This window comes from Streptosporangium sp. NPDC023963, assembly GCF_040639135.1.
Taxonomy (GTDB): domain Bacteria; phylum Actinomycetota; class Actinomycetes; order Streptosporangiales; family Streptosporangiaceae; genus Streptosporangium.
In genome coordinates this window covers 237186-261269 of sequence record NZ_JBEZZK010000011.1, presented here as the reverse complement: position 1 = coordinate 261269, position 24084 = coordinate 237186, and the positions used below count along the sequence as shown (strand labels likewise).

Below are 24084 nucleotides of genomic sequence, written 5' to 3'. Positions count from 1 at the left end.
CCCGGCCGGCCGCCGGTGTCCGGGACCCTCAGGTGGAGCCCCGTTCGAAGGGCCGCCCCAGCGCTCCCGGCTCGCGGCGCCGGTTCGTGAAGAGCAGCATCGCGAGCAGCGCGACCAGGTACGGCGCCGCTATCAGCAGTTGTGAGTTCAGCGTCAGGCCCAGCGCGGGCAGCGCCAGGCGCATGGCGTCGGCCAGGCCGAAGAGCGCGCAACCGAGCAGGGTGCGTCCCAGTCGCCAGCCGCCGAAAATCACCGCCGCGATGACGATGTACCCACGACCGGCCGTCATGTTCTGGTTGAACGAGCCGACTTCGCCGACCGCGAGGTACGCGCCGCCCAGCCCGGCCAGCGCGCCGCACCACAGCAGTGCCTGGCGGCGGCGCGCGTTGACCCGGATGCCGCCGGCGTCGGCGGCCCGCGGCCGCTCGCCGACCGCCCGCAGCTCCAGGCCCCACCTGCTGCGCTCGACCAGCCACCAGGTCAGCGGGACGGCGACGAGGAGCAGGTAGACCGGCCAGCGCTCGACGAACAGCGGGGCGCCGATCAGCGGGATGTCGCGCAGCCAGGGGACGCTGACCTGCGACACCTGGTGGGAGCCGAAGTCAACGATCGTGATCAGGTAGCCGGTCAGCCCGAGGACGAGGGCGTTGAGCACCAGGCCGGCCACGAAGGTGTTGATCTCCAGGCGGTGGGAGAGGTTGCCGTGGACGAAACCGACCAGGAGCCCGATCAGCACGCCCGCGACCAGCCCGGCGGTGGCGCTGCCGGTGGCACCGGCCGTGGCGACCGAGCCGAACGCGGCGCCCAGCATCATCGCCTCGACGGAGATGTTCATGGTCCCGGCCCGCTCGGCGAGGTACTCCCCGCACGCCGCGAAGGCCAGGGGCACGGTGAGCCGTACCCCGCTGGACAGGATGGTGGAGACGTCGTCCGCGGTGATCATCGGGCGGCCCCTTCGGCGGCGGGCGCGGAGCGGTGCCCGGCGCGCGCGGCGCGGACGCCGGTCCCGCGGTGCCGGAGCACGGCGATGACGGCGGGCGGGGCGACGAAGGCCAGCACCAGCAGGGCCTTGACCACGTCCACGACGAACGGGGGCACCCCGGTCGCGGCGAGGAAGCCGCCGCCGGAGCGCAGCACGCCGAACAGCAGGGCGACGGGTACGGCCGGCAACGGCCGGTTGCGGGCGATCAGGGCGACCAGCAGGCCGTCCCAGCCGATGCTCATCGCCATGCCGGGCTGCAGCCGGTGCACGCCCACCGGGCTGGTCAGCAGCACGGCCCCGGCCAGCCCGGCGAGGGCGCCGGAGACGGCCAGCGCCGCGCCGCCCAGCGCGCCGGCGCGTACCCCGGCGTGCCTGGCGGCGAGCGGGTTGAGGCCGAGCATGGTGAGCCGGAACCCCCACCGGGTGCGGGCGAGCACCGTCGCGACGATCACGGCCGCGGCCACCGCGATCAGCAGGCCCCCGTTGACCTGCAGGTCCGGGTACTCCCCCATCGAGCCGAGCAGGGCGCTCTCCGGCAGCGGGTTGGACTGCGGCGCGACGACGGCGTCGCCGACCCGCGACTCCCGCAGCAGCCACGGCGTGTTCACCGCGAACGCGACGAGCTGCTGGGCGACGAAGGTCATCAGCAGCGTGCTGACCACGACGTCGACGCCGCGCAGCCGGTACATCAGCGAGCTGAGACCGGCCCACGCTCCACCGGCCAGCGCGGCGGCCGCCAGCACCGCCACCAGCAGCGCCGGGCCGGTGACCGCCAGGCGCAGGCCCACCCAGGCGGCGAGGAGGGCGCCGACGAGCACCTGACCCTCCTGGCCGATGTTGAACACGCCGGACCTGGCGCTGACGCACGCGCCCGCGGCGACGAGCAGCAGCGGCGCCGCGTACAGCAGGGTGGAGGTCCAGGCCGCCGGGTCGGCCACGCTGCCCTGGAGGAGGGCCCGCACCGACGCGAGGGGGGAGCCGCCGGTCACGGCGATCAGCAGCGACGACAGGGCGAGCGCCACGGCCACGCCCGCGACGGTCGCCAGGCCGGTCTTCCAGACCGGCGCGCCGGGACCGGGGACGAGAAGGGCGAGCAGGCGGCGGCCGGACGGGTCCTGTGCGAGGTTCCCGCCGGGATCTCGAAGGGTCCCGTTCACGCGGCCACCCCGCCCACCAGCATTCCGAGCCGCTCGGCCGTGGCCTCCCCCGCCGGCAGGACGCCGGTGATCCTTCCCGAGGAGATCACCGCGATCCTGGAGGCCAGCGTCATGACCTCCTCCAGCTCGGTGGAGATCAGCAACACGGCCGTTCCTCCCGCCGCGACGTCGCGCAGCCGCCGGTACACGTCCTCGGTGGCGCCCACGTCCAGCCCGTGCGAGGGCCGTGCCGCGACCAGGACGGCCGGGCGGGCCGAGAGCTCGCGGGCGAGCACGACCCGCTGCCGGTTGCCTCCCGACAGGTCGCGCACCGGGGTGTCCGTCGACGGGGTGACGATGCCGAACTCGGCCACCAGGCGGCGGGCCACGGCACGCGCCTTTCCCCGGTCGAGAAACACCCGGCCGCTCACGGCGTCCAGCGACTTCATGACCAGGTTCTCGGCGACGCTCATGTCCAGCACCAGCCCGGCGCCGTGCCGGTCCTCGGGCACGACGCCGAGCCCTGCGGCGTGCAGCGCGCCCGGGCGGTGCGGATCGACCGGCCGCCCGGAGATCTCGACCGACCCGGAGTCCGGTACGACGAGCCCGGACAGCAGGTCCCCCAGGGCCGACTGGCCGTTGCCCTCGACCCCGTACAGGCCGACGATCTCGCCGGGGGCGACGTCCAGGCTGAGATCGGACAGGACGGGCACGCCGTCGAGGGTGAGGGTCAGGCCGCGCAGCCGCAGCGCGGGCGTGGGCGCCGGGACACCCGCCCTCCTCGCGTCCGCCTCACCGGTTCCGTGCTCCTCGTTCGCCGACTCGTTCGCCGACTCGTTCGCCGTGCTCTTCCCGTTCCCGTTCGCGGACCCGCGCGTCCCGAGGGGGCCGACCGGCAGCAGGCCGGGGGCGGCGGCCTCGGTGCCCGGGGAGACCTCCCTGCCGACCATCCGCCGGGCCAGCTCCCGCGGGTCCGTCTCCGCGGTGGCGCTCCGGAAGACGACCTTCCCCCCGCGCAGCACGGTCACCCGATCGGTGGCCGTGGTGATCTCGTCCAGCCTGTGGCTGATCAGGATGACCGCGCGGTTCTCCGAGCGGACCACGCGGCGCAGCACGCCGAACAGTTCCGCCGACTCCGCCCGGGTCAGCACGGACGTCGGCTCGTCGAGGATGAGCACCGCCGGGTCCCGGTGCAGGCACTTGATCAGCTCGACCCGCTGCCGCTCGCCCGCGGAGAGCCGCGCCACCCTGGCCAGCGGATCGACCGGCAGGCCGTAGCGCCGGGAGATCTCCCGCACCCGGTCGCGGGCCACGGCCTTGTCGATCTTCCCGGTGTCGCCCAGGATGACGTTCTCCCAGACCGTCAGCGGGTCGATCAGGCTGAAGTGCTGGTGCACCATGCCGATGCCGAGCGCCGCGGCCTCCCTCGGATCGCCGATCTCGACGGGCTCGTCATGGCGCAGGACGGTCCCGGAGTCCTTTCGGACGAGCCCCGTCAAAATCTTCATGAGCGTCGACTTGCCGGCCCCGTTCTCGCCGAGCAGGCCGTGGATCTCGCCCTCGTACACGGTGAGGTCCACGGCGTCGCAGGCGACGACCGGACCGTAGCTCTTGCTGACTCCCCGCAGCCGGAGGGCGGGCACCGGTGGCGGGGTGAGGCCCCTCGCCCGTTCGTCTTCCGTCACGTCAGGAACCGAGCCTCTTCACTTCCGCCTTGGGGTCGATCCTCCCGCTGCCGACGTCGGCGATGAACGTCTTCAGCCTCTCCTCCTGCTCGGGGGTGGGCTCGCAGATCCTCACGGTGGGGAACGGGTCGACGCCGAGCTTCCAGACCTTCTCCACGCCCATCCGCAGCTTCGCCTCGGCGAAGTCCTCCAGCGCGGCCCCGAAGTAGTCTCCGGGGCTGAAGAGCACCGAGATGTCGAACGTGGGCGCGGTGGAGGCGCACCGGTCGGTGCCCGGGGTGAGGGTGAGCACGCCGTTGGCGTCGGCCAGCTCCGCCGACGCGTCGGTGGCACCGCCCAGGTAGGGGTAGACGACCTTGACGCCCTGGCTGATCTGGGCCTGGGTGGCCTCCTTGGCCTTGGCCGAGTCGTTGAGGTCGCCGCTGTAGGTGACCGCCAGCGTGGCCTCGGGGACCACCAGCCGGATGCCCGCCCGAAAGGCCCTGGCCGCCGCGGTGGTGAAGTCGACCTCGGGGCCGGTCACGAACCCGGCCTTGGTCGCGCCCTTCTCCTTCATCAGCAGGCCCGCCGCGTACCCGGCGGCCAGCAGGCTCTGGTCCGCCTCGTCGGTGGAGAGCATGATCCTCGGGGTCTGCGGGATGTTGTCGGACGAGGGGACGTACCAGGCGGTGCCGGCGCACACCGGCTCCTCGGAGGCGGGGATCGCGTCCCTGAGGTCCGCGGCGCCCAGGGCCACCATGTCGACCTTCTGCCGGCACAGCGCCCGCGCGGCGTTGAGCGCCTCGCTGGTGTTGACGCCGCCGCGCTTGATGATCGTCCAGCCCTTCGAGGTGGCGAACCGCTCCGCGGTGTCGACGAAGCTCTGGTAGTAGCCCTTGTCGTTGATGTCGCCGGGGCTCAGCACCCCGATGACGACCCTGCCGTCGCCGTTGACGTCCGGCTGGCCCGCGAGCACGGTGCCGCCGTCCGTCTTCGCTCCGGCGCCGGCCGGGGCGGGGCTCGTGGCCCGGGGTGCCGTGGCGTCGCCGCTCGCGCACCCGGCCAGGGCCACCGAGGCGAGGCAGGCGGTCAGCGCGGCCGTGACCCGGCCCGTTCGATGGAATGCGGCCATGACGATCCTCTCGATCTGATGCGCACGCGCCGCCCACGGGGCGCGGGTGGGGAACGAACCCTGGTCGCGGGAATGGGGGTACGGGCTTGCTGCGGGCAGGTCGGGACGCTGCCGTGTGGACGCTGCCATTTAACAGCCGCCGCCGTCCGTCGTGTCCACCGCCCACCGGTGGCCGGAGAACCCCCCGGTCGCGGGCCCCGGCCGGAAAGCCTCCCGCTCCACTTCTTCACCGAACCGTTCACCGACCCGCGCGGCCCGCGCGGGTCCGGCGTACGATGCGGGCATGCCGAACCTCGGGCCCGTTGAGCTGCTGATCATCGCCGCCCTGCTCGCGGTGGTCCTGGCGATCGTCGTCGGTGCCGTCATGGCCGCCAGGAGTGGCGGCCGGGCGGTCTCCGGCGGCCGGGCGCCCGTCGCGCCGCTCACGCCGCCGACGTCCCAGAGGCTGTACGAGACCGTCACCGGGCTGACGCGCCAGGGCCGCAAGATTCAGGCGATCAAGGAGCTGCGCCAGTACACCGGGCTCGGCCTGAAGGAGTCCAAGGCGATCGTCGACGCCGTGGCCGCGGGGCACGACATGTGGAGCCACCCCCTCATGAGCGGTTTCCGCCCCGCCCGTCCCATCGTCCCGCCGGGCGCCGGTGCCGCGGGTGCCGCCGCTGTCACCGGCCCCGACCTGGCCACTCGCGTACGCGAGCTCAAGGCCGCCGGCCGCGCCGAGCAGGCGGTCTACCTGGTGCGCGGCGAGACCGGCATGGGCGAGCACGAGGCCGAGCTGTTCGTCGACACCCTCTGAGCCCTCCCGAGTCGACGCCCCCGAGCCCTCCCGAGTGAGCCCTCCCGAGCCCTCCGCCCCCTCCCGAGCGTCCTCTCCCGAGCTCCCCGCCCCCCCTGCGCTCTGGCCCTCCTGCGGCTCCGGCCCCTCCTGCGCTCTCCCCGGGACCGTGGAGCGCTCAGTCCGGTCCGGCCGGCCGGTCCTCGACCCCGACGAACATGGTCCGGTGCAGCACCTCGACGTGGCGGCGGGTGATCTCCACCGCCCTCAGCGGGTCGCCCGCGGCCAGGGCGGCGACGAGCTCGGCGTGCCCGCGGTTGGACTCGCGCAGGTGGTCCAGGGGAAAGGGCAAGTAGTAGCGGTAGAGCTCCCGGGCGACCGAGCCGTACTGCTCCACCGCGGACGGCAGGCCGGTGGCCGCGGCCACCCCCATGTGGAAGCGCTCGTCGCAGGGGCGGAACTCGGCCCAGCTGGAGGCGCGGTCCATGCACGCCACCAGCCGTTCCAGCTCCTCCAGCCGCCGCGGGTCCGGGCGCGTCGCGGCCAGGTGCGCGATGCCGCACTCCAGGAGCAGCCGCTGGTCGATCAGCCGGTGGACGTCGGCGGCGGCCGACCGGTAGGCCTCGATCTCGCGCACCCCGCCGGGCGGCGGCCGCTCGGCCACCAGGGTTCCGCCGCCGCGCCCCCGCCGCCGCTCCAGCACGCCCTCGTCGCAGAGTGAGACGAGCGCCCTCCGCACGGTGATCTCCCCTACTCCGAGGGCGCGGGCGATCTCGTCGGCGGGCGGCAGCCGCTCCCCGGGTTTCAGCAGCCCCAGTTCGACGGCCATCGCGATGCGGGCCCGAACCGTGTCGAGCGCGTTGAGCCGCCGGATGCCGACCAGGGCGGGGGCTTTGAGCACGATGTGGGGGCCGCCGGACGACATATCACCACCGTACTTATCAAAAAATAGATCATAGTGATCGAAATTGCTTTAAATGCTCATAATGAGATATTTTTTATTTCTAGTCGGGAAGCAGGTGTGCCGTGTCGCACCTCCTCTCCACAACGCTCGCCCAGTCGGCTTCCCGGCGGGCCGGGAACGGCTTCGTGGTGTTCGACGTCCCGGGGCGGGCCGGCCGATGACCCCCCCATCTACCGGGGACGGATCGATCCCTCCCGCCGGACTCCGGCGGGAGGCCGACTCATCGGGAAGACCTCGCGATGCCATCCAAAGGACCGGTTCTGTGGCGTGCTCTGACACTCGGCGAGGTCGTGCTGTTCGGCCTGGCCTACATGACGCCGCTGATCGTCCTGGGCATCTTCGGCATCGTGTCCGAGACCACCGGCGGCGCGACCGCCGCCGCGTACGCGCTCGCGCTGGTGGCCATGCTGTTCACGGCCTTCGGCTACGGCAAGATGGCCGCGGTCCACCCGATCGCCGGGTCCGCCTACACCTACGTGCGGCGGACCATCGACGCGCGGGCGGGTTTCCTGGTGGGCTGGGCGGTGCTGCTCGACTACTTCTTCCTGCCCATGGTCATCTGGCTGATCGGCGCCGCCTACCTGTCGGCGCAGTTCCCCGAGGTCGCCTCGTGGGTGTGGATCGGCCTGTTCATCATCGTGACGACCGTGCTCAACGCGATGGGCATCAAGATCGCGGCCCGGGTGAATCTCCTGCTGATGACCGTCCAGATCGCGGTCCTGTTCTTCTTCGTGCTGTTGTCGATCGGCTACGTGGCCGGCTCGTCGGGGCCCGCCGCGCTGTTCGACCTGGCGCCGTTCGACAACCGGGCCACCACGGTCTCCGGCGTCGCGGCGGGGGCCGCCATCGCCGCCTACGCCCTCCTCGGCTTCGACGCCGTCACCACCCTCGCGGAGGAGACCGTCGAGCCGGAGCGGACGATCCCCCGGGCGATCATGCTCACCGCGCTCGCCGGTGGCGTGATCTTCATCGTGGTCGCGTACTTCGCACAGCTCGTGCACCCCGGCGGCCTCTTCGAGGACTCCTCCTCGGCGGCCTTCGAGATCGCCGGACTGATCGGCAGCAGCCTGTTCGGCGCGGTCTTCCTGACCGGTCTGGTCGTCGCCCAGTTCGCCTCCGGCCTCGCCGCGCAGGCCGGCACCTCGCGGCTGCTGTACGCGATGGGGCGCGACGGGGTGCTGCCCCGCAGGGTGTTCGCCTACCTCCACCCCAGATCCCGCACGCCCGTGTTCGGCCTGGTGATCACCGGTGCCGCGGGCCTGATCGCGCTGTGGCTGGACATGGCCACCTCCACGTCGTTCATCAACTTCGGCGCCTTCACCACCTTCACCTTCGTCAACTTCAGCGTCATCGCCCACTACGTCAGGGAACGCCGCGCGGGCCGGGCGCCGGGGGTGGTGCCCTACGTCCTGGTCCCGGCGATCGGGGCGGGGGTCAACCTGTGGCTGCTCAGCCGCCTCGACGCGCACGCCGTCACCCTCGGCCTGATCTGGCTCGGCCTGGGCGTGATCTATCTCGCCTACCTCACCCGCATGTTCCGGCGGCCGCCGCCTGAGATGGAGTTCGTCGAGGAGGCGCCCGTCACCGCGGGCGCCGCCGACGACCCGCGCCTGCTCTGGTAGCGCTCTGCGGCACGGCTCCCCCTCCGCCCCTCCACGCGCCCTCCGGCACGGGCTCCGGGTCAGTCCACGGGCCCTCGGGTACGGGCTCCGGGTCAGCCTGCCGTGCCGAGCACGCCGTTCGGGTCGAGCACGAACTTGGACGCGGCGCCCTGGTCGAAGTCCGCGTACCCCTGGGGCGCCTGCTCCAGCGGGATCGTCACGGCGTTGACCGCCTTGGCGATCTGCACCCTGTCGTTCAGGATCGCCTGCATCAGGTAGCGGTTGTAGCGCATCACGGGGCACTGGCCCGTGCCGAAGGCCAGCGACTTGGCCCAGCCGAGGCCGAGCCGGATGGACAGCGCCCCCCGCTGCGCCGCCTCGTCGTGGGCGCCGGGGTCGCCGGTCACGTACAGGCCGGGGATGCCGAGCGCGCCGCCCGCGCGGGTGACCTCCATGAGCGAGTTGAGCACGGTGGCGGGCTGTTCCCTGCCGGAGTCGCCACCGTGGCCGCGGGCCTCGAAGCCCACGGCGTCGACGCCGCAGTCGACCTCGGGCTCTCCGAGGATCTGCTCGATCTGGTCCCTCGGCTCGCCCCGCGACACGTCGACGGTCTCGCAGCCGAAGCTGCGGGCCTGCTCCAGGCGCTCCTTGTTCAGGTCGCCGACGATGACCACGGCCGCCCCGAGGAGGAACGCCGAGACGCCCGCGGCGAGCCCGACCGGTCCCGCGCCGGCGATGTAGACGGTCGATCCGGGCCTCACCCCGGCGGTGACGCAGCCGTGGAAGCCGGTCGGGAAGATGTCGGTGAGCATGGCCAGGTCGAGGATCTTCTCCATCGCCTGGTCCCTGTCGGGGAACTTCAGCAGGTTCCAGTCGGCGTAGGGCACCAGGACGTACTGCGCCTGCCCGCCGACCCAGCCGCCCATGTCGACGTAGCCGTACGCCCCGCCCGGCCGCTCGGGGTTGACGTTCTCGCAGATGCCGGTCTTGCCCTCCTTGCAGTTGCGGCAGCGGCCGCAGGCGATGTTGAAGGGCACCGAGACGAGGTCGCCCACCTTCGTGAACTCCACGTCCGGGCCGGTCTCGACGACCTCGCCGGTGATCTCGTGGCCGAGGACGAGCCCGAGGGGCGCGGTGGTGCGGCCACGGACCATGTGCTGGTCGCTGCCGCAGATGTTCGTCGCGACGGTCTTGACGATCGCGCCGTGCGCCACCTTGCGGCCCACGTTGGCCGGGGGCACCCCCGGCCCCTCCCTGAGCTCGAACCCGGGATAGTCGGTCTCCTGGACCTCCACCCTGCCCGGCCCCTGGTACGTGACGACCTTGTTGCTCGGCATGACGTCCTCCTGTCTCCTCGTGGTGCCCTTCCGCGCGACGCCGGCGGAGCGGGCGGTCATCGTTCGCGAGGGGACGTGAGGGGGGAGTGTGACCACCGAGTCCAAATCAAAGGCGATTTCTCACCCTTTTAACCATATACCTGCTGGTTACAGCGGTATCGGGGTGCCATACCTCTCCGGGACGCCCCGGCGAACCGGGTGATCGGCGTGGCGCCGGGGATCACCGTCCGGCACGGGCCGGGCAGTAGCGGTGGACCTCGTCGGCCCGCTCGGTGAGCCCCCTGCGGTCGAGGTGTTCCAGGAGCGGCACCGCGACCCTGCGGCTGGTGCCGAGGGCCTGCCTGGCCTGGCTGACCGTGAACGGCTGCGGCAACCGGGCGAGCAGCCGTCCCGCCAGGACGTCCGTACCGGGCAGCAGCACGACCCCGTCGGCCACCCGCAGCAGCGCCCCCGCCCGTACGGCCGCCGCCAGCTCGCGGGGCCCCAGCCCCAGCTCGGCCAGCCGGCCCGCCTCCGGCGCCAGGAAAGGGCGCGCGGACAGCTCGGCGCCGAGCCGCTCGACGGCCCGGACGACCGGCGCGGGCAGCGCCGCGGGGCCGGCGGGGCCGGCAGGGCCGGCAGGGCCGGCGGGGCCGCTCACGATCCGCCCCGCGTCGAGGGCGAGCGGCGGGCGTACGAGCGCCTCGACCAGCCGCCGCTCGGGCAGGGCGAGCTCGTGACGGGCCGCCTCCACCGGCATGCCGGGCTCCAGCGGACGCGCCGAGGCGTGGCGCCGCACCACCTCGGGTAGACGCTCCGCCAGCCTCGACCAGTGCGCCGGATCGGCGTGCCAGTCGCCGCACACCGGCCTTCCCGGGACACACCCCATGGCCGCCAGGTCGCCGGTGCGCAGCAGGAGGTGGGCCCGCAGCAGGGAGGCCGCGTCCGGCGTGGCCTCCGCCAGCTCGGCCGCCCGCTCCCGTGCCGCGCCCCGGCGGCGCAGCCCCGGCGGGCGCGGGTCGAGCACGCTCGCCCGCGCGAGGACCCGCACCTCGCCCCGGCCTCGCCCGGGATCGCGCAGCAGCAGCACGTCGCCCGCGTGCAGGGGAAGCCGTCCGGCCAGGCGCAGCCGGGCGATCCGCCCGCCGAGCGGCCGCACGGCGCACACCACCGCCGCGGAGCCGATGTGAGCGGTCAGCCGTCCCGGCAGGTCAGCGGCGTCCCAGCCCCCGGCGGGCGGTGGAAGGCCCCGCTCCCGCGATCCCCCCGCCCTGGCACGCCCGCCCGGCCGCCACGGGCCACCGCCCCCGGAATCGTCCACCCCGGCGCCGCTGGGCCGCCACGGACCCCCGCCGCCGGATCCGGCCGGGCTCAGGCGCACGTCGACCAGGTCGGTGTACGTCCACCCGCCCGGGGTGACCAGGGCCAGGCCACGCCCGGCGGCGCCCTGGCCGCGCAGGTTGAGCGCGACCCTGGCCACGCCGGTCACCGAGGTCACCGGCTCCTTCAGGCGCTCCAGCGCCCGCACCCGCGCGGGCACGCCGTCGAGGTCCAGCTCGTCCCCGGCGGTGACCGTGCCCGCGGGCAGGGTCCCGGTCACCACCGTCCCGCTGCCGCGTACGGTGAACGCCCGGTCGATCCACAGCCGCACCGGCGCCCCGGGATCGGGTACGGGCAGCGCGGCCACCAGCCGGTCCAGCGCCCGCCGCAGCTCGCCGAGGCCCTGCCCGGTGCGCCCGCTCACCGCCAGCGCCTCGGCCCCGCCCAGGCCGCCCGCCGCCAGGCGGGCCCGGGCCCGCTCGGCGGCCGGGGCGGGGTCGGCGAGATCGGCGCGGGTCACCACGAGCAGGCCGTGCCGCACCCCGAGGGCCTCCAGCGCCACCAGGTGCTCCTCCGACTGCGGCATCCACCCCCCGTCGGCCGCCACCACGAACATGACGGCGGGCGCGGGACCGACCCCGGCCAGCATGGTGGCGAGAAAGCGCTCGTGACCGGGTACGTCGACGAAGGCCAGCCGCTCCCCCGACGGCAGCCGCGTCCAGGCGTAGCCGAGCTCGATCGTCAGCCCCCGGCGCCGCTCCTCGGCCAGCCGGTCGGGCTCCATCCCGGTGAGCGCCCGCACCAGGGTGGACTTGCCGTGGTCGACATGGCCCGCCGTGGCCACGACGTGCATCAGCCGCCCGCCCGCACCACGGCGTCCTTGACGACCGCCCGCCCGAGCCGCCCGGCCGCCGCGACCAGCCGCGGGTCGGCGAGGACGGCGTCGGTGCGCGGCACCAGCCTGCGTGGATCCACTCTCCGAACATAAGCCGATGCGGACGGGAATCGAACCCGCCGGGCCGAGGACCTGGGCTTCAACGGCTCCGAACGCGCCACCGCCACGACGGGCACCCCGTCCGCCGAAACGCCGCGCGACGCCGGTCGGTGCGGTGGCGTCTCGCCGGCCCGCCGCTCGCCGACCGCTAGTAGCAGCTCTGCTTCACGTTGATGGTGACGGGGTAGGACTGGGTCTCCGTACCGTCCGAGGCCGTCACCAGCGGGGTGTACACCCCGACCGGAAGCGGCGGGATCGATATATGGACGAAGCCGTTCACCGTCGTCGAGCCGTCGTCGGGGTCGGGATAGTTGGATCCGGGGGCGATCGGTGTGCCGCCCATGCTGGTCGCACCGGGGGGCAGGTTCTGCAGTGCGATCTGGACGGTCGTCGACCAGGTTCCGACGACCGCGGCTATGAAGTACGTACCGGGGTGGCCGCCGCTCGACGTCACGCAGATCTGCTGCCGGAAGTCGCGCAGTTCCCATGTCGCGGCCGAGGCCGGTGTGGTGCCGGCCGGCGCGAGCGCCAGCCAGGCCGTCGCGCCGAGTGCCAGTCTGGCGGCACGGTGGATCGTTTTCACGGCTGCCTCCTTGGTACTTGTACTTCGGACGCTTACTTACACCGTCAATTATTGACAGTTAAAAAATCTATGGCAAGTTTCTGTTCGCTCTCGAAATTTTCGCTCTTCCAGGAGCGCATCCGCGTCGAAGCGGAAAAGGAGCAGTGGCCGGCGGACGCGGGCTCACCCCCGTGGTGGACGACGCCTGCGACCGGGGACGGGTCGCGGCGGCCGACGCCCTGTCGGACGTGTACGCGGTGGGCGGCGAGCCGCCGGTGGCGGTCAACCTGCTCGGCCGGCCCCGGGACGTGTCGCCGATGGAACCGGCCGGGGAGGTGCCGCGCGGCGGCCTGGAGGTGGCGCGGGCGGCGGGTGCGCTCCGGCCTGCCCCGGGCCGGCTCGGTCCAGGCCGAACCGGACCCGGGCCGGCCGGACCCGGTGGCGATCCGCCCCTACGCCACGAACCGGTGACTCGGCTCGCCGCGCAGCCGCCCCTCCGGCAGCTTCCGCCCGCACAGGACCAGGATGAGATCCTGCGCGGCCCCGTACATCGGCGTCCCCTCCCCGATGGACCAGTCGACGTCGTCGGCGCGCAGCTCGATCCCCCGGATGTCGACCCCGAAGAACTTCAGGCTCTTCTCCGCCTCGAAGCCTCCCAGGACGATGCGCAGCCGATCCTCGGGGACGTGCCGGTCCAGGCCCAGGGGCAGGGTGAAGTCCAGGCCGTGGATCACCTCGTGGGTCAGCGCGCCCTCGAATCCGCCCCCCGGCGGCTTCCACGCGAAGTCCGCGTTGTCCCTGATCAGCGCGGTGAGCTCGCCGGACGACAGGGCGGCCGCGTCGCGCCGGGCGCACCGGTCGGCCATCCTGGCGAAGTTGCCCCGGGACCTGAGCATCTCGATCACGAAGCGCGCGGTCGAGTAGTGGAACGGCATCGTCATGTGGGCCACGACCTCCCGTACCCGCCACCCGGCGCACAGGGTCGGCTCGTCCCACCTGCGCTCCGGCAGGCCGGCGAGCACGTCCGCCAGGTCGCGGCGTTCGGCGGCGATCGCCTTCCTGACCTCGCCCTCCGTGGCCCCCGTCATCGCCGCTCCCCCGGTCGCGTGCTCCCGGCCGCGTCGCACGACCTCGCCGCATCCATTGGTATGTCCATCGGTGTCCTCTTCTCCAGATTCCCGGGAGTTCCGGGAAGGTGCTCGCCCTACCGACGAACGGGCCCGGCGCCGACGGACACCCCGGCGCTACGAATCGGCGACCTCGGCGAGCCGGCGGCCGAGGTAGCGGCGTTCGGTGTCGGTCGCGGCCAGCTCCAGCGCCTCGCGGTAGGCGGCCGCGGCCTCGGCGGCACGGCCCAGGCGGCGCAGCAGATCGGCCCGGGTCGCCGGCAGCAGGTGGTACCCGGCCAGCGCCCCCGACTCCCGCAGCGCCTCCACCAGTTCCAGTCCCGCGGCCGGCCCCGCGGCCATCCCCACCGCCACCGCCCGGTTCAGCTCCACCACCGCGGACGGCGTGAACCGCGCGAGCTGCCCGTACAGCGCGGCGATCTGGGCCCAGTCGGTGCCGGCCGCGTCGATCGCGGTGGCGTGGCAGGCGGCGATGGCGGCCTGCACCTGGTACGGGCCCGGGTGGCCGCGCCGCAGGGCGCGGCCGAGCAGTTCCTCCCCCTCGCCGATCGCGGCGGTGTCCCACAGGGCGCGGTCCTGCTCCTCCAGGGTGACCAGGTCACCGGCCGCGTCGAGCCGGGTGGCGCTGCGGGCGTCGTGCAGCAGCATCAGCGCCAGCAGCCCCACCGCCTCGGGTTCGTCGGGCATCAGCCCCGTCAGGACGCGGGCCAGCCGGATCGCCTCGGCGCTGAGGTCGCGCCGCAGCAGGTCGGCGCCCGCCGTGGCCGAGTACCCCTCGCTGAACAGCAGGTACAGCACCCCCAGCACGGCGGGCACGCGCTCCGGCAGCAGGTGCGCGGGCGGCACCCGGTACGGGATCCCGGCGTGCCGGATCTTCTGCTTGGCCCGCAGCAGCCGCTTGGACATCGTCTGCTCACCGACCAGGAACGCCCTGGCGATCTCCGCGGTGCTCAGCCCGGCCAGGGTGCGCAGGGTGAGCGCGACCCGGGCCTCCAGGGCCAGCGCCGGATGGCAGCAGGTGAAGATCAGCCGCAGCCGGTCGTCCGGCACGCCGTCGTCCTCCCACGCCGGTTCGGGTTCGTACGACATGGCGGCCACCTCTCGCAGTTTGGCGGCGCCGACCGCCTCGCGGCGCAACCTGTCGACGGCCCGGTTGCGCGCGACCGTGGTGAGCCACGCGCCGGGCCTGCGCGGAACCCCGTCCTCGGGCCAGCGCCGCAGGGCCAGCGCGAAGGCGTCCTGCGCGCACTCCTCGGCGAGGTCCCAGTCGCCGGTGACCCGGATCAGGGTCGCCACGACCTGACCCCACTCGTCCCGGAACGCCTGGGCGACCGCCGCCTCGACCTCCGCCGTCACGCCGGCCCCCGTCGCTCCGGCCCCCGTCACTCCGCGCCCGGTCACGACGGCAGGAGCGGCCGGATCTCGATCGAGCCGTAGCCGGAGGCCGGGTGCTTCGAGGCGATCTCGATGGCCTCGTCGAGATCGGCGCACTCGATCATGCAGAATCCGCCCATCTGCTCCCTGGTCTCGGCGAACGGGCCGTCGGAGAGCAGGACCGCGTCGTCGCGCACCCGCACGGTCGTGGCGTCGGCCGGTGGCCGCAGCCCGGCGCCGCCCCGCAACACCCCGCGGCGTTCCATCTCCTCCGACCATCCGCCGCAACCGTCCATGGCGTGGGCCGCCGCGGACTCGTCACCGCAGATCAACAGCATGTACTTCACGCGTCCTCCTTCTCGGGCCCCTCGCGGGGCCGCCCCCATGGTGCCTCTTCACCGACCCGACGAACGGGAACACCGGGAAAGGACGCCGTCGCTCAGGATTTCTCGCCCGCCGGGACCCGGGCGGCCCTGCCCGCCTCCAGGCGTTCCCGCTGGGGCACCACCGTGTACTTCGGGTCGGCGGCCGAGGCCTTGCCCGCGGCCAGGACGCCGAAGCGGGTGCAGACGGCACCGGCGGTGAGGGCGAGGCCGGACAGCGCGGTGAGGGCGCCGAGGGCGCTGCCGCGCCCGGCGACCGTGGCGAGCAGGGCGCCGCCCACCGTGAGGGCGCGGGCCGCCCGCATCAGGCGGCCCGATCTGCCCAGACGGTACGGCTCGCCGACCAGGCCGAGCCGGTGCTCCATCACCGCGCCCGCGACCGTCTCGACGGCGGCGCCCAGTATCGCGGCGACGCGGGCCGGGCCCGCCTCGCGGCGCGGGGTGGCCAGCATGCCCACGGCGCCCGCCCCGGCCAGCGCGCTCCCGGCGAACAGGAACGGCAGCTCGCGGTGGGCCTCGTGCCAGGCGGGCACCGCGGTGTCGGCGACGAGCACGGCGGTGTACGTCGACATCAGCGGCCCGGTCACCACCGCCGCCAGGGCCGCCGCGTCACCGAGGGCGGCCAGAGCGCGGGCACCCCTCACCGGAAGGACGGGGATCCGCGGGCCGGAGCGGTCGGGGATCCGTGGCGAGGACCGGGCGAGGAGCCGCGGGCCGGACCCGGCGGGGAGCCGCGGGAAGGACCGGAGGGGAATCCGCGGGCCGGAGCGGTCGGGGAGCCGCGGGAAGGACCCGGCGGGGATCTGCGGGCCGGGCCGGGCGGCGGCGAGCGCGGAGGCGGCCGCGAGGGCCGTCAGGCCGCTGTGGGCGGCCAGGAGCCAGGAGCCGACGCTCATCGGCGAGGTGGGCTTGAACACGCGCAGCATGTTGAGGAACCGCTCCGGCCTGCCGAGCTCGGCGACCAGGAAACCGGCACCGGCCGCGGCACCGGCGGCCGCGGTGACCCTGGCGGTGAGCGCGAGCCGGTCATGCCCGGTGACCGTCGCCACGGCGGAGATCACCGACGCGGCACCGGACGTCCCGCCCAGGTAGAGGTAGAGCGGCATGTGGGGTTCGTGCCAGATCGGGGCCTTGATGATCGGCTGCCCGTAGTAGGAGCGGAACTCGGCCTCGGGCACCATCGCCTCCTCGCCGCGCCTCACCGCGACCACCCCCGCCCCTGTTCCCGTCCCCCCGCGCGGCCGTCGAACGGACGCGTCACCGGTATCTCCCCGCCCCCAGCGAGAAGAACCCGGCCGGGAGGGATCCCGTACCCGCGCATCACCGGCCCTTTCCCGCGCCCAGGAAGGACACCGCCACCACTCCGGCCATGGAGAGCGCCGCCCCCGCCGCCCAGCGCCACATGGCCGGCAGATCCCTGGTGGTGACCACCGGGTCGGGCGGCAGGCCGTACACCTCGGGCTCGTCGAGCAGCAGGAAGAAGGCCCCGTCCCCGCCCACGCCGTCGTCGGGGCTCGCCCCGTACAAGCGGGCCTGCGGCCTGCCCTCGCCGTGCAGCCGTTCCACCCGTTCCCCGGCGCGGGCCCGCAGCTCGTCCAGCGGCCCGAACTGGATGGAGTCGGTGGGACAGGCCTTGGCGCAGGCCGGTTCCAGCCCGCCGAGCTGGCGGTCGTAGCACATCGTGCACTTGAACGCCCGGCCGTCGCGCTCCCTGCGGTCGATCACGCCGTACGGGCAGGCGGGCACGCAGTAGCCGCAGCCGTTGCAGACGTCGGCCTGCACCACCACCGTGCCGAACTCGGTGCGGAACAGCGCCCCGGTCGGGCAGACGTCCAGGCAGGCGGCGTGCGTGCAGTGCTTGCACACGTCCGACGACATCAGCCACCCCTCGACGCCCTCCCGGCCGTCCCCGCCGCCCGGCTGCTCGATGAAGGCCACGTGACGCCAGGTGTCGGCCCCGAGGCCGCCCGTGTTGTCGTAGGAGGTGGCGCGGAAGACGAACCCGTCGTCGGGGACGTCGTTCCACTCCTTGCAGGCGACCTCGCAGGCCTTGCACCCGATGCAGATGCTCGTGTCGGTGAAGAACCCCATCCGCTCAGCCATCGCGGTACTCCTCGATCAGGTCGAGCAGCGCCCTGCCCGTGGGGCGCCTGCCGGGCCGCAGGTCGCAGGTCATGGCCTTGCTCTCCTGGATGTAGACGTTCGGGTCGAGCACGAGGGGCATCAGGTCGTTGACGGCGTCGCCGGTCACCAGGCCGCCGCTGCCCCAGCCCCAGTGGTAGGGGAGGCCGATCTGGTGGATCGTCCTGCCCTGCAGGCGCAGCGGGCGGACGCGCCCGGTCACCAGGACACGGGCCTCGATCGCGGAACGGGACGTCACGATCGTCGCCCAGCCCCCGTTGACGAGCCCCAGCTCGGCGGCGAGCTCCGTCGACACCTCGCAGAACAGCGCCGGCTGCAGCTCGGCGAGATAGGCCAGCGGCCGGCTCATGCTCCCGGCGGTGTGGTGCTCGGTGAGCCGGTAGGTCGTGAGCACGTACGGGAAGCGCGGCGAGCCCGGCGGGTTGTAGGGACTCTCGGGACGCCGGTAGGTCCGGCGCGCCGGGTTGGCCCGCTGCCCGTACAGCGTGTTGCGCACCGGCGACTCGTGCGGCTCGTAGTGGGCGGGCAGCGGCCCGTCCGCCAGGCCCGCCGGGGCGAACAGCCAGCCCTTGCCGTCGGGCTGCATGATGAACGGGTCGGTCCCGGCCAGCGCGGCCTCGGCCAGGGCGCCCTCGGGCGGCAGGTAGCCGGGCGGCTTGTCCCTCTCGAAGTCCGGCACGTCGAGACCGGTCCACTCCCCCTTCTCCCCCTTGTCGGGGTCCCACCACACGTAGGCCTTGCGCTCGCTCCACGGGCGGCCCTCGGGGTCGGCGGAGGCCCGGTTGTACAGGAGGCGCCGGTTCGCGGGCCAGGCCCAGCCCCATTCGGGCGCGACCCTGCTCTGCTCGCCCCCCGGCCTGCGCCGGGCCGCCTGGTTGACCTCGTCGGCGTGCACCCCGCAGTAGATCCAGCAGCCGCACCGGGTGGAGCCGTCGGGCCTGAGCTCGGTGTAGGCCGACAGGGCCCGCCCGTCGGGGCCGGTGCCGTTGATCTCGCGCAGCACGGCCCGCGCCGACGGTTCCGCGTGCTCGCCCTCCTCGGGGTAGTCCCAGGTCAGCTCGCGTACCGGCCGGTCGATCTCGTCGTCGGTCATCCGCCGCCTGATCCGCTTGCCCAGGTGGTAGTAGAACGACAGGTCGCTGCGGCAGTCGCCCGGCGGCTCCAGCGCCTTCTCCCGCCACTGCAGCAGCCGCTGGGTGTTGGTGAAGGTGCCGTCCTTCTCCACGTGGCTCGCGGCGGGCAGGAAGAACACCTCGGTGGCGATGTCCTCGGTGCGCGTCTCGCCGGTCTCCAGTTCGGGGCCGTCCTTCCAGAACGTGGCCGTCTCCACCAGGGTCAGGTCCCGCACCACCAGCCAGTCGAGGTTGGCCAGGCCCAGGCGCTGGGCCCGGCCGCCCGAGGAGCCGACCGCCGGGTTCTCCCCCACCACGAAGTAGCCCTTCACGGTGCCGTCGATCTGTCCCATCACCGTGGTGAAGTGGCCGTGGTCGCCGGTCAGGCGCGGCAGGTGGTCGAAGCGGAAGTCGTTCTCCTCGGTGGCGGCGTCGCCCCACCACGCCTTGAGCAGGCTCACCATGTAGCAGCGCTTCCTGCCCCAGAAGCCGGTGTCGGCGCCGGCCTTGGCCAGGTAGTCGTCGAGCCCCTCGTGCCGGTGGGCGTGCGGCATCGGCAGGTATCCCGGCAGCAGGTTGAACAGGGTGGGGATGTCGGTGGAGCCCTGGATACTGGCGTGGCCGCGCAGCGCCATGATGCCGCCGCCGGGGCGGCCGATGTTGCCCAGCAGCAGCTGCAGGATCGAGGCCGTGCGGATGTACTGCGCGCCCACGGTGTGCTGGGTCCAGCCGACCGCGTACGCCCAGGCGGTGGTGCGCTCCCTGCCCGAGTTCGCGGTGATCGCCTCGGCCAGCTCGGCGAAGCCCTCCCGGGAGATGCCGCACAGCTCCGCCACCGTCTCCGGGGTGTAGCGGGCGAAGTGCCGCCGCAGGATCTGGTAGACGCAGCGCGGGTGGCGCAGCGTCGGGTCCGTGGGCGGCCTCGACGGCGCGGCGGCGCCGCCGGAGCCGTACTGCTCGGCGCCCGCCACCTCGGCGTGCCGCGCTCCGCCCTCCAGGTGCTCACCGTGCTCGCCGCCGGCGCCGGCCGCCTCCTCCCTGCCCTCGCCGCCCGCGTACGCCCAGCTCGACGGGTCGTACGCGCGCCTCTCGGGGTCGAAGCCGGAGAACAGCCCGTCCAGGTCCTCGGTGTCCCCGAAGTCCTCGGAGATGATCGCCGAGGCGTTGGTGTAGGCCAGCACGTACTCGCGGAAGTCCAGCTCGTTGGCGAGCACGTGGTTGATCAGCGCGCCGAGCAGCACGATGTCGCTTCCCGCGCGGATCGGCAGGTGGCGGTCGGCGATCGCGCTGGTGCGGGTGAAGCGCGGGTCGATGTGGAACACCTTCGCCCCGCGCGCCCTCGCCTCGACCACCCACTGGAACCCCACCGGATGGCATTCGGCCATGTTGGAGCCCTGGATGACGATGCAGTCGGACTCGGCCAGATCCTGCTGGAAGCCCGTGGCACCGCCACGCCCGAAGCTGGCCCCCAGACCGGGGACGGTGGAGGAGTGTCAAATACGGGCCTGGTTCTCCACCTGGATCGCGCCGAGGGCGGTGTAGAGCTTCTTCATCAGGTAGTTCTCTTCGTTGTCCAGCGTCGCCCCGCCCAGGCTCGCGATGCCCATGGTGCGCCGGACCGTCCTGCCCTCGAACTCCTGCTGCCAGGTCTCCCTGCGGGTCCGCACCACCCGGTCGGCGATCATGTCCATCGCCGTCTCGAGGTCGAGCGGCTCCCAGTCGGTGCCGTGCGGCCGCCGGTAGAGGACGCGCGTCTGCCGGCCGGGATGGGTGACCAGCTGCTTGCTCGCCGACCCCTTGGGGCACAGGCGCCCGCGCGAGATGGGCGAGTCCGGGTCGCCCTCGATCTGGGTGACCCGGCCGTCCTTGACGTAGACCAGCTGGCCGCAGCCGACCGCGCAGTACGGGCAGATCGACCGCGCGACGCTGTCGGCCTCCTCGGTGCGGGGCCGCAGCGCGTCGGTGCGCGCCGAGCGCGCGGCGCCGCCCCTGGCGTCCTCTCCCATGAGCTGGCGGATGACCGGCCAGCGGAAGAGTCCTCTCCCCCGTGTCACTTTCGGGGCCTTACCCCTTCCCACCTGCTCTAATCACCTGGCGGGTTCGCAGAGCGCCATCTCGCGGTCCGGCGCGGAGAAGGCCCGGTAGTTCCCCGAGTGGAAGACCAGCGGCTCGCCCTCCTCCCGCCGGAAGTGCTCGACCTCCCCGACGAAGATCAGATGGTCGCCCCCGTCGTACGTGGCCACCGCGCGGCAGGCGAAGTGGGCGACGGTCCCGGCGAGCACCGGCACCCCGCCCGGGGCGAGACGGGTCTCCACCCCGGCGAACTTGTCGGGCAGCGGCGTGGCGAACCGCCGCGACAGGTGCTCCTGGCCCGCGGCCAGGACGTTGACCGCGAACCGCCCGGCCTCGGCGAAGGCCGGCGCGCTGGGGGCCCGCCGGGACAGGCACCACAGGACCAGCGGCGGGTCGAGCGAGACGGAGGTGAAGGAGTTGACGGTCACGCCCAGCCGGTCACCCCGCGGGGTGGCGGCGGTGACCACCGCCACCCCGGTGGCGAACTGCCCGAGGGCGTCGCGCAGGGATCTCATGACGGCCCCTCACTTCCCGGCCCGGGCCAGGTACTCGGCCGCGCCGGCCGGGTCCAGGAACCAGCCGGCGTAGTCGGACGGGTCGTCGAAGCCGTTGACGAAGCGGGAGGCCACCTCGGGCAGCCCGCCCGCGGCGCCGAGGATCTCCAGCACGTGCGGCGGCGGGGGCGCGAGGAGCGCGTTCGTCCAGGTGGTGACGTGCCGGGCGTCCAGCCAGTAGCGCTCGAAGACCCGCTCCATCCACGCCGCGTCGTACGGCCGCTCGCCGCGCTCGAGGATGTCGGACAGGTAGGAGGCCGCGCACTTGGCGGCGTTGTTGGAGCCCTGCCCGGTGATCGGGTCGTTGAGCACGACCACGTCCGCCACGCCCAGGACCTGTGCGCCCGACGGGAGCGTCGCCACCGGCCTGCGCACGACCGGGGTGAAGCGGCCGGACAGCACGCCGCCCTCGTCGGTGAGCTCGACGCCCGCGGCTCGCTCGGCCTCCCACGGCAGGAAGGTCTCCAGGATCCGCCTGCTCATGGCCAGGTGCTCGGCGGGGGTGCGGGCATCCGCCCAGCAGTCCATCGGCCCGCCGGGGACGCCCTCGAACACCATGATCTCGCAGGGGCCGGTGACGGTGAGCGCGGGGAACACGAAGTACTCGCCGACCCCGGGGATCACGTTGAAGCACACCGCGGAGTAGTCGGGCCGCGGCGCGAGGCCGTTGACGTAGGTGAGGGCGAGGGCCCGCTGCGGGGCGCGGTACGGCGAGCGCGGCGCGTCCCGCTCGAAGAGCGAGGCGATCGACCCCTTGCCCGCCGCGACCAGGACCAGGTCGTACTGGGCGGCGTAGTCCTCCAGGTCCTCCACGGTGGCGTCGTGGATGACGATCTTCCCGCCGAGCCGCTCCACCTCGGCCATCCAGGCGGGCATCTTCAACCGCTGGTCGACCGAGCGGGCGGGGGCGTCGAGCCGGGCGGCCCAGCGGATCGCCGGGTCGCCGTCGGGCCCGGCCACCGCGAACTGGATCCCGTCGATCGGCGGGCAGCCGTCCGCCCACAGGTCCAGGCCGAGGTCACGCTCGTGGCCGAGGGCGGTGCCGAACATGGCCTGGCTGGACATGACCCGGCCGCCACGGATGTCCTCCGGGGTCCGGTTGGAGACGACGGTGACGTCGTAGCCGTTCCGCAGCAGGCCGAGGGCGAGGTGCAGGCCCGCCTGACCGGCGCCGACGACGAGGATTCTGCGCATGGTGACGTGTCCTTTCGAAGAGGGTCGGAGAGCTTCGGGGAAGCCTTGAGGAGGCTTCGAGGAAGCGGGGAAACGGTCGAGCGGCGCCTGGTGAAAAGGTACGACGGCCGCCGCCGCCCGCGCCATCCGCTCAGCGCGGGTTCCATCCATCTGGCGCGGATCTCCCCGGGACCTTTCTCCGGAGTCGCCACGGATGCGCCACGGAGTCGCCCCGGAGTCGCCCCGGAGTCGCCACAAGCCCCGCCCGCGAGGCCGTCACGGGGGCGCCACGAGACCCGCCCGCGCCGTCGCCGAAACCGCCGGCCGCCACATCGGCCGCCCCGTCGCCCGCCCCGCCGACAAAATCGACCACGCCCGCCTGCTCAAGGCCCAAGGTCACACCTTGGGCCAGGTCGCGGCCAAGACCGGCATCCCCAAAATTTCCCTGCACCGCCACCTCGCCGAAGCCCCCGCCAAGGCCCGAGAGTGATGACATGCCGGACCAAGTCCTGAACGAGCGCGAGTCGGCCTTCCTCCGAACGTTGCACCAAGGCCAGACCATCACCGGAACGGTCACCGAGATCGCCGGCTTCGGAGTCACCTTCGTCGACATCGGCGGCTTCACCGCGATGATCAACATCCCCGAACTGTCCTGGCGGCCCATCCACCACCCCTGCGACGTCGTTGCCGTCGGCCAAGAGGTCACCGCTGAAATCCTCGACGTCGATATCGAGCGCGGGCGCGTGTCCCTTTCCCTCAAAGCGCTCCAGGAAGACCCACTGCTCGATCTTCGACAACAGATCGGCCGCACCGTCACCGGCCCCATCACCAAGGTCGCTCCCATCGGCGCCTTCGTCCGCGTCGAAGACGCAGCCCACGGCTTCGAGGGCCTCCTGCCCACCTCCGAACTGACCGGCGGCCCCGTAGAAACAGGCGGCATCCTCGCCGTGAAAATCATCGAAGTCGACGTCGCCCGACGCCGGATCGTCCTCGCACCCGGCGAGCATCCCACCAGATCCGAGCCTGCCGGATAGTCCTGCGAACCACCGGCCATCAAGCTCCGAAGGTCGCAATCCGGGGAGATCGCATCTGTTTCCACCTGAATAACCCCACTTATCCAGGTGGATACCAAGGGGGTGGCGAAGGCGTACGTCAATGCTCCGTTGACGCATGACACCGGTGAGGTGGCACCGAACCTTTTTCATCCTCTGGCGGCCCCCGTGTACGCGGTGGTTTTGAAGGACGGCGATGGCCTTGCGCAGGTGGCCGGCCTTTCCGGGGCTGCGGCGTGGCTTCCGGAGGATCTTCCAGCTCTCCAGTCGGGCGTTGGCGCGTTCGCCGGGTCCGCGGAACATGGCGCGAGAGCGGTTGGCCCGTTTCTGCGACGCGGGCTTGCACTTGCCCTTATACGGCGTGGCGACCGGTATACGGCGTGGCGACCGGGCCCACGGCTCCCTGATACGTCTTGTCGGCCGGGGTGATGATTCCGGCCTGCTCCAGCGCGCGCAGGATGCCCCGGATCCGGGGTCGAGCCGTCGCCGGGCCGGTCTGATCGCCTTGCGGTGCCGGCGGATCAGGCCGGCGACGTCGTTCAACGTTGAACGCGACAAATCGACGGCCCGACGGGATTGCCAGAGACCGAAGACGGAATCTCTCTGCCATAACGTCTACGAGCCCTCTTCTCCGGCAGGTGTGATGAA

21 protein-coding genes and 1 pseudogene are annotated in these 24084 nt (G+C 73.1%); 5 read left to right on the top strand and 17 right to left on the bottom strand.

Annotated features, from left to right (window positions below; all coding sequences use genetic code 11):
* Window positions 1–28 precede the first annotated feature (28 nt).
* The 4 genes from AB0F88_RS29485 to AB0F88_RS29470 are packed head-to-tail and all read right to left on the bottom strand — an operon-like array spanning window position 29 to window position 4914.
* Window positions 29–943 (bottom strand): ABC transporter permease, encoded by a 915-nt coding sequence (locus tag AB0F88_RS29485; RefSeq protein ID WP_362691084.1) that lies wholly within the window; start codon window positions 941–943, stop codon window positions 29–31.
* Entirely contained in the window at window positions 940–2139 is a 1200-nt protein-coding gene (locus AB0F88_RS29480; protein ID WP_362691081.1) for an ABC transporter permease, read from the bottom strand. Before AB0F88_RS29480 ends, AB0F88_RS29485 begins: the two co-directional genes overlap by 4 nt.
* Window positions 2136–3803 (bottom strand): ABC transporter ATP-binding protein, encoded by a 1668-nt coding sequence (locus tag AB0F88_RS29475; RefSeq protein WP_362691078.1) that lies wholly within the window; start codon window positions 3801–3803, stop codon window positions 2136–2138. Before AB0F88_RS29475 ends, AB0F88_RS29480 begins: the two co-directional genes overlap by 4 nt.
* A gap of 1 nt (window position 3804) precedes the next feature.
* On the bottom strand, window positions 3805–4914 hold the full coding sequence (locus AB0F88_RS29470) for a BMP family ABC transporter substrate-binding protein (RefSeq protein WP_362691075.1): 1110 nt from the start codon (window positions 4912–4914) through the stop codon (window positions 3805–3807).
* Between the two features lie 283 nt (window positions 4915–5197).
* Here AB0F88_RS29470 and AB0F88_RS29465 point away from each other — a divergent pair, with 283 nt between their 5' ends.
* Entirely contained in the window at window positions 5198–5710 is a 513-nt protein-coding gene (locus tag AB0F88_RS29465) for a ribosomal protein L7/L12 (protein WP_362691072.1), read from the top strand.
* 157 nt (window positions 5711–5867) lie between these two features.
* Here AB0F88_RS29465 and AB0F88_RS29460 read toward each other — a convergent pair whose 3' ends face one another.
* Complete coding sequence (locus tag AB0F88_RS29460; RefSeq protein ID WP_362691069.1) at window positions 5868–6614, bottom strand: FCD domain-containing protein; 747 nt, start codon at window positions 6612–6614, stop codon at window positions 5868–5870.
* Between the two features lie 278 nt (window positions 6615–6892).
* On the opposite strand from AB0F88_RS29460, the gene AB0F88_RS29455 reads away from it, so the two are divergent.
* The gene (locus tag AB0F88_RS29455; RefSeq protein ID WP_362691068.1) at window positions 6893–8275 is read left to right on the top strand and encodes an APC family permease; all 1383 of its coding nucleotides are present in this window, start codon (window positions 6893–6895) and stop codon (window positions 8273–8275) included.
* A gap of 92 nt (window positions 8276–8367) precedes the next feature.
* On the opposite strand, the gene fdhA is transcribed toward AB0F88_RS29455, so the two are convergent.
* From fdhA to AB0F88_RS29435, 4 genes are all read right to left on the bottom strand, one after another.
* Window positions 8368–9591 carry a formaldehyde dehydrogenase, glutathione-independent gene (fdhA, locus tag AB0F88_RS29450; protein WP_362691065.1) on the bottom strand — a complete coding sequence of 408 codons (1224 nt, stop codon included), beginning with the start codon at window positions 9589–9591 and terminating at the stop codon, window positions 8368–8370.
* Between the two features lie 220 nt (window positions 9592–9811).
* The gene (locus AB0F88_RS29445) at window positions 9812–11743 is read right to left on the bottom strand and encodes a SelB C-terminal domain-containing protein (RefSeq protein ID WP_362691062.1); all 1932 of its coding nucleotides are present in this window, start codon (window positions 11741–11743) and stop codon (window positions 9812–9814) included.
* Window positions 11743–11865: a hypothetical protein gene (locus AB0F88_RS29440; protein WP_362691059.1), complete on the bottom strand. Its 123-nt coding sequence runs from the start codon at window positions 11863–11865 to the stop codon at window positions 11743–11745. The genes AB0F88_RS29445 and AB0F88_RS29440 overlap by 1 nt, the downstream gene beginning before the upstream one ends.
* A 167-nt stretch (window positions 11866–12032) precedes the next feature.
* Entirely contained in the window at window positions 12033–12467 is a 435-nt protein-coding gene (locus tag AB0F88_RS29435) for a DUF5980 family protein (protein ID WP_362691056.1), read from the bottom strand.
* 164 nt (window positions 12468–12631) lie between these two features.
* Here AB0F88_RS29435 and AB0F88_RS29430 point away from each other — a divergent pair.
* Window positions 12632–12739: pseudogene (locus tag AB0F88_RS29430) on the top strand (selenide, water dikinase SelD); the annotation flags it as partial.
* Between the two features lie 159 nt (window positions 12740–12898).
* Here AB0F88_RS29430 and AB0F88_RS29425 read toward each other — a convergent pair.
* The 8 genes from AB0F88_RS29425 to AB0F88_RS29390 all read right to left on the bottom strand — a co-directional run bounded on the left by AB0F88_RS29425 (window position 12899) and on the right by AB0F88_RS29390 (window position 22405).
* The gene (locus AB0F88_RS29425) at window positions 12899–13534 is read right to left on the bottom strand and encodes a maleylpyruvate isomerase family mycothiol-dependent enzyme (protein WP_362691053.1); all 636 of its coding nucleotides are present in this window, start codon (window positions 13532–13534) and stop codon (window positions 12899–12901) included.
* 156 nt (window positions 13535–13690) lie between these two features.
* Window positions 13691–14929, bottom strand: a complete 1239-nt coding sequence (locus tag AB0F88_RS29420) for an RNA polymerase sigma factor (RefSeq protein ID WP_362691051.1) — start codon at window positions 14927–14929, stop codon at window positions 13691–13693.
* A 41-nt stretch (window positions 14930–14970) separates the two neighbouring features.
* A complete protein-coding gene (locus AB0F88_RS29415) occupies window positions 14971–15285 on the bottom strand; it encodes a YciI family protein (RefSeq protein WP_362691217.1) in 315 nt (104 codons plus the stop codon).
* 101 nt (window positions 15286–15386) lie between these two features.
* Complete coding sequence (gene nrfD / locus AB0F88_RS29410) at window positions 15387–16532, bottom strand: NrfD/PsrC family molybdoenzyme membrane anchor subunit (protein WP_362691048.1); 1146 nt, start codon at window positions 16530–16532, stop codon at window positions 15387–15389.
* A 118-nt stretch (window positions 16533–16650) separates the two neighbouring features.
* Window positions 16651–17433 (bottom strand): 4Fe-4S dicluster domain-containing protein, encoded by a 783-nt coding sequence (locus tag AB0F88_RS29405; RefSeq protein WP_362691045.1) that lies wholly within the window; start codon window positions 17431–17433, stop codon window positions 16651–16653.
* The gene (gene fdh, locus AB0F88_RS29400; RefSeq protein ID WP_362691214.1) at window positions 17426–20590 is read right to left on the bottom strand and encodes a formate dehydrogenase; all 3165 of its coding nucleotides are present in this window, start codon (window positions 20588–20590) and stop codon (window positions 17426–17428) included. The genes AB0F88_RS29405 and fdh overlap by 8 nt, the downstream gene beginning before the upstream one ends.
* An 81-nt stretch (window positions 20591–20671) precedes the next feature.
* A complete protein-coding gene (locus AB0F88_RS29395) occupies window positions 20672–21172 on the bottom strand; it encodes a flavin reductase family protein (RefSeq protein ID WP_362691042.1) in 501 nt (166 codons plus the stop codon).
* Window positions 21173–21181: 9 nt separating this feature from the next.
* On the bottom strand, window positions 21182–22405 hold the full coding sequence (locus AB0F88_RS29390; protein ID WP_362691039.1) for a styrene monooxygenase/indole monooxygenase family protein: 1224 nt from the start codon (window positions 22403–22405) through the stop codon (window positions 21182–21184).
* A 193-nt stretch (window positions 22406–22598) separates the two neighbouring features.
* On the opposite strand from AB0F88_RS29390, the gene AB0F88_RS29385 reads away from it, so the two are divergent.
* Both AB0F88_RS29385 and AB0F88_RS29380 read left to right on the top strand, forming a co-directional pair.
* Complete coding sequence (locus tag AB0F88_RS29385; protein WP_362691036.1) at window positions 22599–22874, top strand: hypothetical protein; 276 nt, start codon at window positions 22599–22601, stop codon at window positions 22872–22874.
* Window positions 22875–22878: 4 nt separating this feature from the next.
* Window positions 22879–23418: a S1 RNA-binding domain-containing protein gene (locus AB0F88_RS29380; protein ID WP_362691033.1), complete on the top strand. Its 540-nt coding sequence runs from the start codon at window positions 22879–22881 to the stop codon at window positions 23416–23418.
* The last annotated feature ends 666 nt before the right edge of the window (window positions 23419–24084 follow it).